The sequence below is a fragment of the Siccibacter colletis genome (assembly GCF_025914095.1).
Taxonomy (GTDB): domain Bacteria; phylum Pseudomonadota; class Gammaproteobacteria; order Enterobacterales; family Enterobacteriaceae; genus Siccibacter; species Siccibacter colletis.
In genome coordinates this window covers 2,567,116-2,580,952 of the sequence record NZ_CP074352.1, presented here as the reverse complement: position 1 = coordinate 2,580,952, position 13,837 = coordinate 2,567,116, and the positions used below count along the sequence as shown (strand labels likewise).

General features: G+C 51.1%; 11 protein-coding genes and 1 pseudogene. 11 read left to right on the top strand and 1 reads right to left on the bottom strand.

Annotation, left to right across the window (positions count from 1 at the left end; translation table 11 throughout):
* Nucleotides 1–17: 17 nt before the first annotated feature.
* Nucleotides 18–881, bottom strand: a complete 864-nt coding sequence (locus tag KFZ77_RS12530) for a glucose 1-dehydrogenase (protein WP_390901338.1) — start codon at nucleotides 879–881, stop codon at nucleotides 18–20.
* Between the two features lie 291 nt (nucleotides 882–1,172).
* Between KFZ77_RS12530 and hprR the strand changes: the two genes are divergently transcribed.
* The 11 genes and pseudogenes from hprR (at nucleotide 1,173) to KFZ77_RS12475 (ending at nucleotide 13,588) form a co-directional block, all read left to right on the top strand.
* Nucleotides 1,173–1,844: a response regulator transcription factor HprR gene (hprR, locus tag KFZ77_RS12525; RefSeq protein ID WP_264384381.1), complete on the top strand. Its 672-nt coding sequence runs from the start codon at nucleotides 1,173–1,175 to the stop codon at nucleotides 1,842–1,844.
* Nucleotides 1,845–3,206, top strand: a complete 1,362-nt coding sequence (locus tag KFZ77_RS12520) for a heavy metal sensor histidine kinase (protein WP_264384380.1) — start codon at nucleotides 1,845–1,847, stop codon at nucleotides 3,204–3,206.
* A 285-nt stretch (nucleotides 3,207–3,491) separates the two neighbouring features.
* Entirely contained in the window at nucleotides 3,492–4,010 is a 519-nt protein-coding gene (gene hcp1 / locus KFZ77_RS12515) for a type VI secretion system effector Hcp1 (RefSeq protein WP_024550886.1), read from the top strand.
* Between the two features lie 144 nt (nucleotides 4,011–4,154).
* The gene (tssI, locus tag KFZ77_RS12510) at nucleotides 4,155–6,191 is read left to right on the top strand and encodes a type VI secretion system Vgr family protein (RefSeq protein WP_264384379.1); all 2,037 of its coding nucleotides are present in this window, start codon (nucleotides 4,155–4,157) and stop codon (nucleotides 6,189–6,191) included.
* Between the two features lie 9 nt (nucleotides 6,192–6,200).
* A pseudogene (locus KFZ77_RS12505) lies at nucleotides 6,201–6,590 on the top strand (PAAR domain-containing protein); the annotation flags it as partial.
* A gap of 72 nt (nucleotides 6,591–6,662) precedes the next feature.
* Entirely contained in the window at nucleotides 6,663–9,263 is a 2,601-nt protein-coding gene (locus KFZ77_RS12500) for a hypothetical protein (RefSeq protein ID WP_264384378.1), read from the top strand.
* Nucleotides 9,260–10,114, top strand: coding sequence for a hypothetical protein (locus KFZ77_RS12495; RefSeq protein ID WP_264384377.1), 855 nt, complete (start codon nucleotides 9,260–9,262; stop codon nucleotides 10,112–10,114). The genes KFZ77_RS12500 and KFZ77_RS12495 overlap by 4 nt, the downstream gene beginning before the upstream one ends.
* Before the next feature lie 230 nt (nucleotides 10,115–10,344).
* Nucleotides 10,345–10,830: a hypothetical protein gene (locus tag KFZ77_RS12490; protein ID WP_264384376.1), complete on the top strand. Its 486-nt coding sequence runs from the start codon at nucleotides 10,345–10,347 to the stop codon at nucleotides 10,828–10,830.
* A 347-nt stretch (nucleotides 10,831–11,177) separates the two neighbouring features.
* Nucleotides 11,178–12,023, top strand: coding sequence for a hypothetical protein (locus tag KFZ77_RS12485; RefSeq protein WP_264384375.1), 846 nt, complete (start codon nucleotides 11,178–11,180; stop codon nucleotides 12,021–12,023).
* Nucleotides 12,024–12,143: 120 nt separating this feature from the next.
* A complete protein-coding gene (locus KFZ77_RS12480; RefSeq protein WP_264384374.1) occupies nucleotides 12,144–12,611 on the top strand; it encodes a hypothetical protein in 468 nt (155 codons plus the stop codon).
* A gap of 299 nt (nucleotides 12,612–12,910) precedes the next feature.
* The gene (locus KFZ77_RS12475) at nucleotides 12,911–13,588 is read left to right on the top strand and encodes a hypothetical protein (protein WP_264384373.1); all 678 of its coding nucleotides are present in this window, start codon (nucleotides 12,911–12,913) and stop codon (nucleotides 13,586–13,588) included.
* Nucleotides 13,589–13,837: the final 249 nt, after the last annotated feature.

The window sequence follows — 13,837 nt, the reverse complement described above, 5'->3', positions numbered from 1 at the left end:
ACCCGTGAGGTCATGGCTCAGATCACCGCCACGCCGCCGGTAACGGCAACCGTCGCACCGGAGATGTAGCTGGCTTCGTCGCTGGCGAGCATCACGTAGCTCGGGGCCAGCTCGGCGGGCTGTCCGGCCCGCTGCAGCGGCACCTGGCTGCCGAACTCTTTAACCTGTTCAGGCGGCATAGTGCTGGGGATGAGCGGCGTCCAGATCGGACCCGGCGCCACCACGTTCGAGCGAATGCCTTTCTCAGCCAGCAACGCGGCCAGGCTGCCGGAGAAGTTGACGATCGCCGCTTTAGTCGCGGAATAGGCGATTAGCTTCGGTTTTGGCTGGTCGGCATTCACCGACGCGGTATGAATAATTGACCCACCCGCCGGCATGTGCGGCACCGCGCCTTTACAGATGCGGAACATCGCATAGATGTTGGTTTTCATGGTGCGGTCGAACTCGTCATCGTCGATCTCATCCAGCGACTCGCGGGTCATCTGGAACGCGGCGTTGTTCACAACGATATCGATTTTGCCAAAGGCTTCTACCGCTTTATCAACCACTTCCTGGCAGTGACGGGCTTCCACCAGATCCCCGGAAACCAGCACCGCTTTGCGCCCGGCTTCTTCCACCAGCCGCGCCGTCTCTTTAGCATCATCGTGTTCGTTGTAATAGGAAATCAGCACGTCAGCCCCTTCGCGGGCATAGGCGATGGCCACCGCGCGGCCAATCCCGGAGTCGCCGCCGGTAATAATCGCCGCCTTGCCGGTTAAACGCCCGGAGCCTTTGTAGCTGGTTTCACCGTGATCCGGCACCGGCTGCATATCGCGCGTCGCGCCAGGCCATTCAAGCTGCTGTTCAGGGAAGGGAGGATTTGGTCGTTGTTCGGACATTATGCGTTCTCCTCTGGTAACCGCAAAATAACGCCAAAGTGACAGCGCGCAGCGGAAGTGCCGCGCTCACGCGGATGGAAACCATCCTTAACAGAGACTAAGGGTAGTAGAAAAATCAGCGTCATTCGGCGCAAGGCGCGATTTTATGCTGTTTTTAAGCCAAAGGACGAACGGGCGGAGCGGGTAAGCGAAACGGGGCAGTGCGTTGTCCGGTTCGCGACAGAAGTATTACAATCTTGTCATGTTGCGCCCCCGCGCTGGGCGACGCCGCCAGACTCTGCGAGAATGCTCCCCATGAAAGTATTACTGATTGAAGACAACGACAAAACCCGCGAGTGGCTGGTGAAAGGTCTGCGTGAGGCCGGCATCATCGTGGACGCGGTGGCGGACGGGCGCGACGGCCTGCACCTGGCGCTGGAGCACGACTACGGCCTGATTATCCTCGACATCATGCTGCCGGGCATGAACGGCTGGCAGGTGCTGCAGACGCTGCGCACCGCCAAAGCCACCCCGGTGCTGTGCCTGACCGCCCGCGATGCGGTCAGCGATCGCGTTAAGGGGCTGGAGCTGGGCGCGGACGATTATCTGGTAAAACCCTTCTCCTTTGCCGAACTGCTGGCCCGGGTGCGGGCGCAGCTGCGTCGTCATCCCGCTGCCTCCCACCAGCTGCGCATTGCTGACCTTGAGCTTGACGCGGTGCGCCATCAGGTTACCCGCGGCGGCGAGATCGTCAGCCTGACCCAGCAAGAGTTCACGCTGCTGTGGTTCCTCGCCAGCCGCGCCGGGGAGATCCTGCCGCGCACCCTTATCGCCAGCGAAGTGTGGGGCATCAACTTCGACAGCGAAACCAACGTCGTGGACGTGGCGATCCGCCGTCTGCGCCGCAAAATCGACGATCCCTGGCCGCTGAAGCTGGTGGAGACGGTGCGCGGCATGGGTTATCGCCTTAATACGGCGGAGGAGTAGATGTTTCGTCCCTCTCTCACGCTGCGCCTGACGCTGGCGTTTATCCTGCTGGTGGCCGCCACCAGCGCGCTGGTCAGCGTCTCGCTCTACCGCTCGCTGTATACCGAGCTGGTGTGGCGCGACAACCAGACGCTGGTAAACCGCGGTGCCCAGCTGCGCCAGCTGCTGCTGGACGGTGCCGAACCGCGTTCGCTGCCGCTCTACTTCAACCGCATGATGAACACCCGGCTTGATATTGTGCGTATCGCCCGCCCCGGGCAGGGCATCATTGTCGAGGTGAATCAGGCGGGCATTACGCTGCCGGTGATGGATGAGGTGCCCGCCGGCATGACGCCGTCGGCGGCGCTGCTCCACCACTGGCGCACCGCCAGCGGTGCGGATGCCGCCGGGCTGACACTGCGCGGTGCCGACGGGCAGGGGGATGTGATGATCACCGTTGCCCGACTGTCGGAGGATCGCGAGCAGGTGCTGGCCCGCTATCGCCAGCACAGCCTGGTGATCTCCCTGACGGCGATCCTGCTGGCGGCGATCGTCAGCCCGCTGCTGATCCGCCGCAGCCTGCGCGCTATCCGGGCGCTGAGCCGCCAGACCGCCCGCACCGACAGCCAGCAGCTGGCCACGCCTCTGGCGCTCGACACCCTGCCCGCCGAGCTGCTGCCGCTCGGGCGCTCGCTGAACGTGATGCGTCAGCGGTTGGCGGAGGACTTCTCGCGCCTGACGCAGTTTGCCGACGATCTGGCCCACGAGCTGCGCACCCCGGTGAATATTCTGCTCGGCCAGACCCAGGTAATGCTCCAGCAGCCGCGCAGCAGCGAAGAGTATCAGGCGCTGCTGGCGAGCAATATCGAAGAGCTGGAGCATCTGACGCGGCTGATTGAGAACATCCTGTTCCTCTCCCGGGCCGATCACCGCAACGTTGCCCTTGACCGCCAGCCCGTAGCGCTGGCGAGCTTTATCGCCTCGGTGGTGGATTTCCTGGAGCCGCTGGCGGAAGAGCGCGAGCAGCAGTTTGTGGTGGAAGCGGAGGGCGAGGTGCTGGCCGACAGGCTGCTGCTCCAGCGCCTGCTGACGAACCTGATGACCAACGCGCTGCGCCACTCACCGGCAGGGGCGCAGATCCGCATCAGCGCCGCAGCGCGCGACGACGAAGTGACTATCACCGTCGCCAACCCCGGCGAGCCGATTGCCGAGCCGGAGAAGATCTTTACCCGCTTCTGGCGCGGAGATGATGCTCGCCATACGCCCGGCACCGGGCTTGGGCTGGCGCTCTCACAGGCTATCGCCACGCTGCACCGCGGCACGCTCAGCGTCAGCCATCACGACGGCGGGAACCACTTCACCCTGCGCATGCCGCGCTTTTAAGCCCGATTTTACCCCGCACCGGCTCGAATCCGAGCCGATCACCGGCGCTAAACAATATTTATGCGCATTTTGCGCAACTTCTTGCTTTGAATCCCGGATAAAAAACTTTTTGCGCAATGTCTGCAAACGAAGTGCGCAGTTTCGGCAAGATCTTGCTTGATTTTGTCTGTCGGATTACTCCGGAAAATATAATATGCTTAAAATACAACAACTTAAAAACTGGCACGCAAATTGCTATGTATTCCGTGAAGTTCTTTCACTCATACACAAGCAAGGAGCATTACCATGCCAACCCCATGTTATATCAGCATCGAAGGCAAGACCCAGGGCAACATCACCGCGGGCGCGTTCACCTCTGACTCCGTCGGCAACATCTACGTGCAGGGCCACGAGGACGAGATGCTGGTTCAGGAATTCAACCACGTGGTTACCGTCCCGACTGACCCGCAGTCCGGCCAGCCGTCCGGCCAGCGCGTGCACAAGCCGTTCAAATTCACCGTCGCCCTGAACAAGGCCGTGCCGCTGATGTACAACGCCCTGGCCTCCGGCGAGATGCTGCCGACCGTGACCCTGAAGTGGTACCGCACCTCGGTGGAAGGCAAGCAGGAGCACTTCTTCTCCACCACCCTGACCGACGCCACCATCGTGGACATCGACTGCCAGATGCCGCACTGCCAGGACCCGGCGAAGTCGGACTTCACCCAGCTGATTGAAGTCTCGCTGGCCTACCGCAAAATCGACTGGGAGCACACCGTCGCCGGCACCTCCGGCTCGGACGACTGGCGCGCGCCTGTCGAGGCGTAAGCTCCGTAACCCGGCTGCGGCCGGGTTTTTGCGTTTGTGCTGAGGTGTGGCGGAGCCAGACCTGAGCACAACTTCATTTTATGGCCCCCCGCACGGTGAAAACCGGGCGTGCGGTAGCTATGGGCGTTCACAGGAGAAGGGAAGATGGCAAACAGTACGGGACTCCAGTTCACGGTCAGCATCGGGTCGCTGCCGGAGAGCACGTTTGCGGTGGTGGATTTTGAGCTGGACGAGGCGCTTAACCGTCCGTTCGCGCTGAGCCTGAACCTGGCCAGCCACCTGCCGGGGATTGATTTCGGCGCGGTGCTCGACCAGCCGTGCGAGCTGAAGGTGTGGTACGAGGGGCAGCTGCAGCGCAGCGTCAGCGGGATTGTCAGCCGCTTCGCCCAGGGCGAGACCGGGTTTCGCCGCACCCGCTACCAGGCGCAGGTGCGTCCGGCGCTGTGGCGCACCGGGCTGCGCACCAACGCCCGCATCTTCCAGGCGAAAAAGCCGGACGCCATCATCACCACGCTGCTCACCGAGGCGGGCATCACCGACTTCGCCTTCGCCCTGCGCCACGACCACCCGGAGCGGGAGTACTGCGTCCAGTACCGCGAGAGCGACCTGGCCTTTATCACCCGCATTGCCGCCGAAGAGGGCATGTTCTTCTTCCACGAGTTTGAGGCCGGCACCCACCGGGTGGTGTTCGCCGACGACGCAGGCGCGGTGGCGAAGGGCGAGCCGCTGTTCTTCAACCTGGCCAGCCAGGGCCTGGCCCAGGGGGCCTACGTCCGGCGCTTCCACTACGCCGAGGCGGTGAGCACCGCCGGGGTGGAGCTGAAGGACTACAGCTTCAAAACCCCGGCCTACGGCCTGTCGCACAAGAAGATGAGCGGCGAGCTGGACCACCAGGGCGAGCAGTACGAGCACTACGACTACCCCGGCCGCTACAAGGCGGACCCGAGCGGGAAAGCCTTTGCCGGGTTCCGGCTCGACGCCCTGCGCGCCGGGGCGGTGACCGGAAGCGGGGAGTCAAACTGCGCCGGGCTGCGTCCGGGGCAGAGTTTTGTGCTGAGCGAGCACCCGAACCCGCAGCTGAACATCGCCTGGCAGACCGTGGGGGTGACCCACACCGGCCGCCAGCCCCAGGCGCTGGAAGAGGAGGGCGGCGGGGAGCCGACCACCTTCAGCAACAGTTTTACGGTGGTGAAGGCGGCGACCACGTGGCGCGCGGTGATACCGCACAAGCCGATGGTGGACGGCCCGCAGATAGCGACGGTCACCGGCCCGGATGGCGAGGAGATTTACTGCGACAAATACGGACGCATCAAGGTGCAGTTCCCGTGGGACCGGTACGGCACGCGCAACGACCAGAGCTCGTGCTGGGTGCGGGTGAGCCAGGGCTGGGCCGGGGGGCAGTACGGCATGGTGGCCATCCCGCGCATCGGGCATGAAGTGGTGGTGAGCTTCCTGGAAGGCGACCCGGACCAGCCGATCGTCACCGGACGGACGTATCATGCGACGAATCAGACGCCGTATGTTTTACCGGAACACAAGACCCGCACCACCCTGCGTACCGATACCCATAAAGGGACGGGCTTCAACGAGATCCGTTTTGAAGATGAAGCGACGCGCGAGCAGATCTACACCCACGCCCAGAAGGATATGGACACTGAAATTAACCATATCCACCGTCAGAGCGTGGGCTGCGACCAGCACCTGAGCGTGAAGCAGGATCAGTACCAGCGGGTCGATCGCCACAGTCACCGCACCATCGGGCAGGACGATATTGAGCAGATTGGTCAGGATCATCACCAGTCCATCGGGCGCAGCTTCTTCCAGAATATCGGTCAGTCGTTAAAACGCTTCATCGGCGGCGGGGAAATCACCGCCATCAGCGGCAGCCGTCAGAGCACGATTTCAGGCTCGGAAGAGCTGCTGATCGGCGCGCACCAGCGGGTGCTGGTCAACACCGACAGCTACCTGAAAGCCACCGATATCGTGCTGGAAGCCGGGCAGTCCCTGACCATCAAAGCGCCGGGTGGCTTTATCAAGATCGATGGCGCCGGCATCACTATGGTTGGCGCGGTAGTGAAAATTAACGACGGTGGCGCAGGCGGAGCCGGCACCGCGCCGGTCTCGATCGAACCGGAAGCCCCGGCGAAACCTACCCTCCCGGATGCGCCGGACAGACGCTAAGGATACATCATGCCAGGAGCAGCACGATTAAATGACACGGGAAAGGGGCATGAGTGTTTTCCGGATACGCCCGTTATTGCGGGCAGCCCGGATATCATTATCAACGGCCAGCCAGCCGCGCGGGTAGGGGATGCCCTCGCCCCGCACGGCTGCCCCTGTTCCGGTAGCCCTCATGGTTTACACGGGCGTGCGATAGCCGCGGGCTCGTCCAATGTCATTTTCAACGGTAAGGCCGCGGCACGTATTGGTGACGCCATCGACTGCGGCGGCAAAATCATCACCGGCAGTGGCGATGTGATTATCGGCAATACCCCGTGGCAATCCCCCGCCCACGACTGCGGCAAACAGACCGTGCTGCGCGGTGCCCCGCTGCTTGCGTTGACGCCAGCACTCAACCCGGAAGAACTCAACGATACCGTAGCACTGCTTTCACGCTGACAGGAAAACGGAACGTCGCCTTAAGGAATCATTATGGAAACGCGCTACCCGATAAGGAAAGCGGACGGCAAGGATTTTGCCGGCCCGGATGAAATACTGGCTCTGCTACGCAATGAAAGACACGGCCAGTGGCTGGCAGGCAATAATGGTATGTGGCATGGCGGGATACATATCAGCCGTGAATCCGCCCCGCTGGCCGTTATCTCAGCGGAGAGCGCCGAAGGGGCCGTACCGCTGCAGTGTATTGCTCAGGGTGAAATTGTGGCATGGCGACTTCAGCAGGATTATCACCAGCAGCCTTATGGAGAGGCGGCGGAGGGTGAAGAGGCGATCAACCTGAAGTACTCCAGCGCATTTGTGCTGGTGCGATCCGTGCACAAACCGGATGAAAATCCGGCCACCTGGCTGACGTTTTATACCCTCTATATGCACCTTGCGCCGTTAAGCTGTTTTCCAAAAATGGTGGTGTATGAGGTGACGCCTGAGGGCGACGGGTTGAGCAAACGTCGCTATAGCGGAACGGAAACCTCAGGCCAGGTGGCCCCACATTCTTTTGGCGCTCTGAGTGCAGGTCAAAAGGTAATCGTGGAACAAGAGATGATGTTTTTGGTGCCTCAGAGACATCGTGGCAGGGACGGGCAGCGGCTACCCGATGTGCCATTCCAGTTCGGTTTAGCGCGAAATATAAAAGATGGTGCGCCTTCCGGTGAGAAGTTCTGGACCTCGGTTATGCCGCAATTTGTCGCACCAGCGGGGGAAAAATATGCTTATCTGCCCGACTGGATGGATAAGGCCGTGCAGAACGGGACAATGGATGCGGTGGTGGTTCCTCCTCAACCCATCGCCATTCGTGCCGGGGATGCCATTGGTTTTCTGGCGCAGGATGATGCGCCTGTCACTGGCGGCGCGGTGCAGAGTGACTGGTTTATGCACATTGAAGTGCTCAGCAACGACGCCAATATGCCGGCTTTTTTAAGCAACCCCGGCCATCTGACAAAAGGCACTCTGTACATTGAAGTACAGGCTGGTCAGCCGCTGTACCGGTGCGAAGAGAGGGACGGTAAAAAAATTCTCACGCCACTGGAAAATACCAGTGATGCTGAGGCTGGCAAATTGCTGCGGCGGGATGATGCCAAACCCTGGAAGGACGAGGCGGGTATCAGCTGGTATCTCATAAAGCCTGAGACATGGATAAAGCAGGACGGCATAAAAGAGATTATTCAGCACGATCTTAAGGCCCTGCGATTTACCCCGCTTGAGCAGGAACCGGCAAAGGATTTCCAGCAAAGCCTGGGCGAACAATGGCTTGGCAAAGCGTTCAGTTTCATCGGCGGGGCAATTCATCCCGAAAGAGCGCTGGAAAGTCAGGAGCTTAGCGAATACTATTCGCAGATAGCGAAGGTGCTGGATGCTAATGGCGACGGCAAAATATCTTCAACGGAACTGGACCTGTACCGGTCCGCGGTGCTTCAGGGCTTACGGAACAGAAATGAGGAAGTTGAAATGCTGCTGCGTCGTATCATCGTTAAGCACGAAAGCGAATGGTACGGTAAAAGCTCACACCCGCGCTGGCAGACGCTGCTCGATACACTCCCGAAAGCCGGACAGGATTACGCCAAGATCTGGATTGATAACCATGAATGGATGAGTCAGGTGCCTGCGTTAGCGAAAGATGAAGCGGTGTGGCATTTTCATCCGGTGGAGTTTTTACCAATCCTTGAATCAAATAAGTGTGATTGTGAAGAAATATACGGAGATAAATTCACAGTTACACGTTATGGAAAAGTATATGGACCAATTCATAGAGGTAATATTAGCTTAAAAAGTTACTCACGATGGGATATTCTCGTTGCAGAAGGGAAAATAACTTTAGATGAGAAACAGATACTTATTGCGATGTCGGAAAATGAAGGGAATATGGATGCTATACAGTCTTATGATAGCGAGGTGATTACTGCTGGAGCAATGCAAAAAACTGTAAAAGATACATACAAACCAGACTCAATCCCTCCTAGAGACTTTAGAGGGAAAGGGGAGTTTTCCACTCAGTTCGCTAAGTTTAGAGATTTATACCCTGAGCAATACAATCGCTTCGCAATTAGTTGCGGATGGAGTGTAGAAGGCACTGGCTCATCTGCAACGTTGTACTATAGTGATGCAGACCTTACTAATGGTAAAAAAATAACAGAATTAGACCTGAAAAAATTAATAAGAAAAGGATGCGATATCAGTACTTATGGTAAGGTTGTTCACAATAAGCCGCTAGCAGCATTGCTAAAAGTTATAACTTTACCAGAGTACCTCGACATTCAAGTCTTAGATTTCATTGATAGACTTCATGATGCTGAGAGTATTAAAATAACGTCTACAACAATGATAAAAAGTTATATAAAAAGCAAGTTCGGTAGAGCTATCGTGTTGGATCATTCTGTCAATAGACCTGGATTGGTAAAGAAAAACTTCAAAAGCGCCATTGATAACTTTTACGCTCACAACCCCGGTATTAATCGCAATCCTGATATGTGGGGTATCGACTTTGATGCTAATGAAAAAAAATTACTGGAAGAATATAAATTAACACGAGATATGACAGACGCATTAAACAGATTCAATTCCCTGAAAGGTAAATTATGAAGTTATTAAAATTAATTAGTTGCTTATCTCTCTTATTTTCAACTGGGTTATATGCTGATGTGAATATGAAATCCCCTTTAGGCTCGGAGTTGATATTTTCTGATAAAAAAACAGGGCCTAACTATGATCGTGATGCTTGGGGACAATTGGTGTTTAAAAATAACAAAGGCGTTATCAATTTGAGTATTGAAGGGCGTTATTTTGTTGAGAATGGTAGTAAGAATTTCTCTCCTTCTGGAAGATACATTGTTGTCGATAGTGTTGCAGGTGGATATGTCGATATGTTTGATGGAAGGGGCGAGCAGTACGTTGACAAAGCTTACTGCAGTGTAGTGGATATGCAGACGGGATGCATCATCAGTGACTGGGATGGTGCAGCGTGCGGATATGACTGGAAAAAAGATAGTGACGAACTTGCTAGTTCAGACGAGCAAGATGCAGAGACTTTTGATTTCCTTTCATTTAAACCTAACATTAATAGCTTAACCAAAAAATTGTCGTCTTTAAATCTTGAAGAAGTTGATGGTTATCTTCGTTGCGATTATGTTACCAAGGATAATATAAACACATATCAAAAGTTGATAAAAGAGAATAAGTCCGCGAAGAAAGTAGTTGAGCCGAATTTGATAGAATTTATTGATGGATTAACTCAAAATGCGTCAGTAATAAAAAAAACCTTTTTGTATTCTTTACCCGATGAAAGCAGTAAAACTAAGGCTTATTTGATAGAGGGAGATAAGATAAAAGTCATCCAGTTCTCCAAAAACAATCAGTGGATCAATGTAGGCTATGTGACTTCTAAAGGGTCACCTTTAATCGCATGGATTAAAAGTGACGCTATCGAAATATAAATGCTATATAGGGAATACATATTAAAATAATCCCTGAGGATTTATAAGGTTCTAAACATCCAGACTTGTTCATTAGCACTATTGAGTAAGAAATGAATCTGCTTGTTCATTTGGGGCAAGCAAAGGACCAAACGAAACAGTTAAAATATCTACTTCAAAAGATGTGCGGACCGTTTAGATAGATTCAACAGAGCCGCTATTTTTTTGAAGGTCGGAGAGGATTAATGCAAATGTTTAAGTTGATTCTCGCTTCATCATTGCTGTTGGCGAGTTTTCTTACTTATTCTAACTCTGAAATAGTACAGGGGCCGTTTGAGATAAGGCAGGGTGCTAAAATATATCTTAAGAAAGAGGTCAATGATGATTATCCCCTTGCTCTTTATTTTTTGAAAGATAATAAATCAACAAAGATTGATACTTATGAGACTGAAGGTGGTGAACCTTCGGTGGAAACTGTTTTCTTTATGACAATTCATAACAGAAAAAATGTCATAGTGTTAATTTCATGGGCACAATTTCATCGAGCGGAAAATATAAATGGAAAGTCTTTTAAAGTTTACGGGTATATTTATGACAACAATAATCTAACAGTAAATAATAAAATTAATAATGATCCTTACTTAAGTGGTGAAGAAGGAGAGTTTGGTGGCGAGCAACTTTATTTCAAATATCAAAACGCAGAAAAAATTAAAAAATACATTTTAGGTAAATATTAATAATCATGCAGAAAAGTATGTTTCTTAAGAGTGCTTTATCCTGGCATATTATGTTATTGGTTCTGGTCAGAAAAAGTGGAGTTTTTTAAACTGCATGGAAGTGACGGTAAAAATAGCGTATTAATTGATGTAAGTTTGGACGTTATGGCAAGGCAAGCCGACCTTCATGAAACTTGTCACTTTGATTGTACATTGGAAGGAATCGACGTGTAAGAATTTAGATGGGTTCACGTACGGATAATTTACCTATAACAAATAGCATAACACTGCCATTATAGTTCCCCGTGATGAAAAAATGATTTTTTACCGGCAGTTATAATTCTTCGCAGCAAGAGCTAAGGAAATCTATGAATAATTATTTTGGAGTAATTTGCGCATTATTTTTAATATTCTCAGGAATGGCACACGCAAAGAATCCACTCGACGCGTCAATTTGGTTTTATGATAAAGTGTCAAACGCTAATGTTTTAGGTAAAAAAGATCCAGTTTTGCTTCATAAAATAGAAAGTAAGTTTAAAGATATTTCATTGCTTTTTGATAATAAAACTATAACAATTAAAAATAAGATTTTAGAAAATAGCAAAATATGCTCAGTAGAGTATGTGAGTATCAAAAAAACACTTTCTGTATATTTTATGTCAAATTCAACGAGAAATCTTTATGAGGCGTTATATAAAAACAATGGCATTACCCTTCCCAATGAAATCAAATTGATAGGTTCAGTGAGTCCGGATAATAGCTGCCCATCGCCCTATGATGAAATCATTGCGATTGGTAACTATTTAACAATCATTGAGAATGACTATGTAATATTCTTTAAGCAAGTAAAAGATGATGTTCAGAAAATCGATAGTTCTCGAAATGGAGGTCTGCTTAATTTTTGTAAGGAAGGTAAGCCCAGTAGAATTTATGACGGGATAGATAGCTATACTTGTTTCTTTCCAGATATGAACATACAAGAATCATATAGGATATTGAAGAATGCCTACTCGGGCAAGCAAGAAGTATTAAAAAGCATACCGCCTGAAGCTAATGCTAACTATGAACTGAATGGAAACGAAACTACTTATCAGTGGGAAGGGAGTACTGTATTAAAAGTAACGGTAACTGGAGATAGTCAACGCGGAAGTTATATTTTTCATAAGCAAATATCCGGAACAAGTGTTGCGATCGAAAGTGAAACTCAATATTAGATTAGTATAGTCATTTGGATTGCTTAATTGTGCTGCATTTCTTCATGACAGGCCAAGAGTTTATGACTTGTCGTACTTAGTAAAAAAACACAATCCCTTTATAATAACAGAGAGGAATGAATGAGATTGATAATTGGCTTTTTATTAATGATAAGCGTTACTTATTCTTACGCTGGTAAATGTAATACAGATGAGAAGCTTGTAGCATTCTGTGATCTCGCAGGTGAACCAAAACGCAGCGCCGCAATTTGTGCAAATGAGAAACAGGGGGTTAGCTATTATTTTAAACAGGGCAACACTGTCGAGCTGAAAGTAGATTTCAATTCAAACAGAAAGCTAAAAAGATGGGTCGATTTAGGCACTTATACAGTTTATTTTGGCTTTAATAATGGCGTATACTCTTATACCCTTGGAGTACCCGAAGAAAGGCCCGGTGCACTGGCTTTCATGGATGTAAAAAAAGAGGGGATAACTATAAGTTCTCATGAGTGTTCTTCTAACTCATTTGGTGAAACAAATATCAAAAGCAATAGTATAGAAAATGTGTCGGATTCATCTGTAAGAGATAATGGTTTTAAGTTTCCATAAGTTTAAATGAAAAATAATAAACCATACGTGGCATTTCATTCTAACTTATGAACTCATGTATTGGGAAAAGCTAATGAGCAGGCACCACAATGTGACAAAATCAACGCCAAATCGTATTACGCTTATTACAAAAAGCTAATGAGCAAAGCAGGTAAAAATAGCCTTATTCCTGTGCGGGTTGCACATCGGCTCAACGGATAATTTCACAAACATGAAACGTGGTTGTTTCATGCAGCCTTCAAAATGTATGAAAGTTGATATCAATAATGAAGGTATTACAGCGCACCCTGGAATAAATAATGAAATTTTGTATAAAAACGATCCTGTCTTCGGTGTTCTTTTCAATCGCGATAGTCTCATCCGCTAATGAGGACAGGACGGTAACACGCGTTAAACAGCATGATGGTAGTGAATGGTCTGTCGAGCGGGATGCAGATGGATACAGTCTGCTATACGCTAACATTAATAAAAAAGTTTACAGAAATACCGCTCTTATTGAGCCAGACAGTAATGAAAATTCTCTCTTTCTGAGCAGTAACTCTGATGGCACCGTTACAGTAGCCATCGCCTATCCGCGTAATACCCTGGCATATGAATTTTCAGGCGGCGCTGTACCCGTGTTACGATCCGCTTGCAGAGAAATGAGGGTCGCGTCATCAGATGAGATGGAAGCGGTAGCGCTTATGACACTCTGCGACATAAATATCCAGAATAATTCTTACTCCCTGCCTGATGTGAAGGCAGATGCTTTATTGCAGGTGGACAACTTACGGCTACAGGCTCCAGTGAGCGCCCTGATAAGCAGCGATAAAGCTTTCTTGTTAGATCGCGCAGGTAATAGCAAACCCAGAAAGCCATACTTAATAAAGGGAGACAAGGTGGTAATCGAAAACTACAAACATCCCCTGGTGAAAATAAATTTTACCTCCCGGGGCAAATTGGCCAGCGCATGGATTAACGTTGCGGATATTCTTTGACAATCTAATGTTAGCTGCTGAATATAATGGGCATCAGCATATTTGTAAGCTTTCTCTGAAGCTGATATTGGTTGAGTTGTTTTTCTTCGGGAAGTCATAATTAATCATAAAAACGCAGCAGCGATTAAATCGTATCAAGAATCCCATTAAAAATAATATACTAAGCGTTTATTTGCCAGGCGGTTGAATATCCATTCTTAAATAAATATGCCGTTTGTTACTCCGCCACCGGTAGTAATACCTGAACAG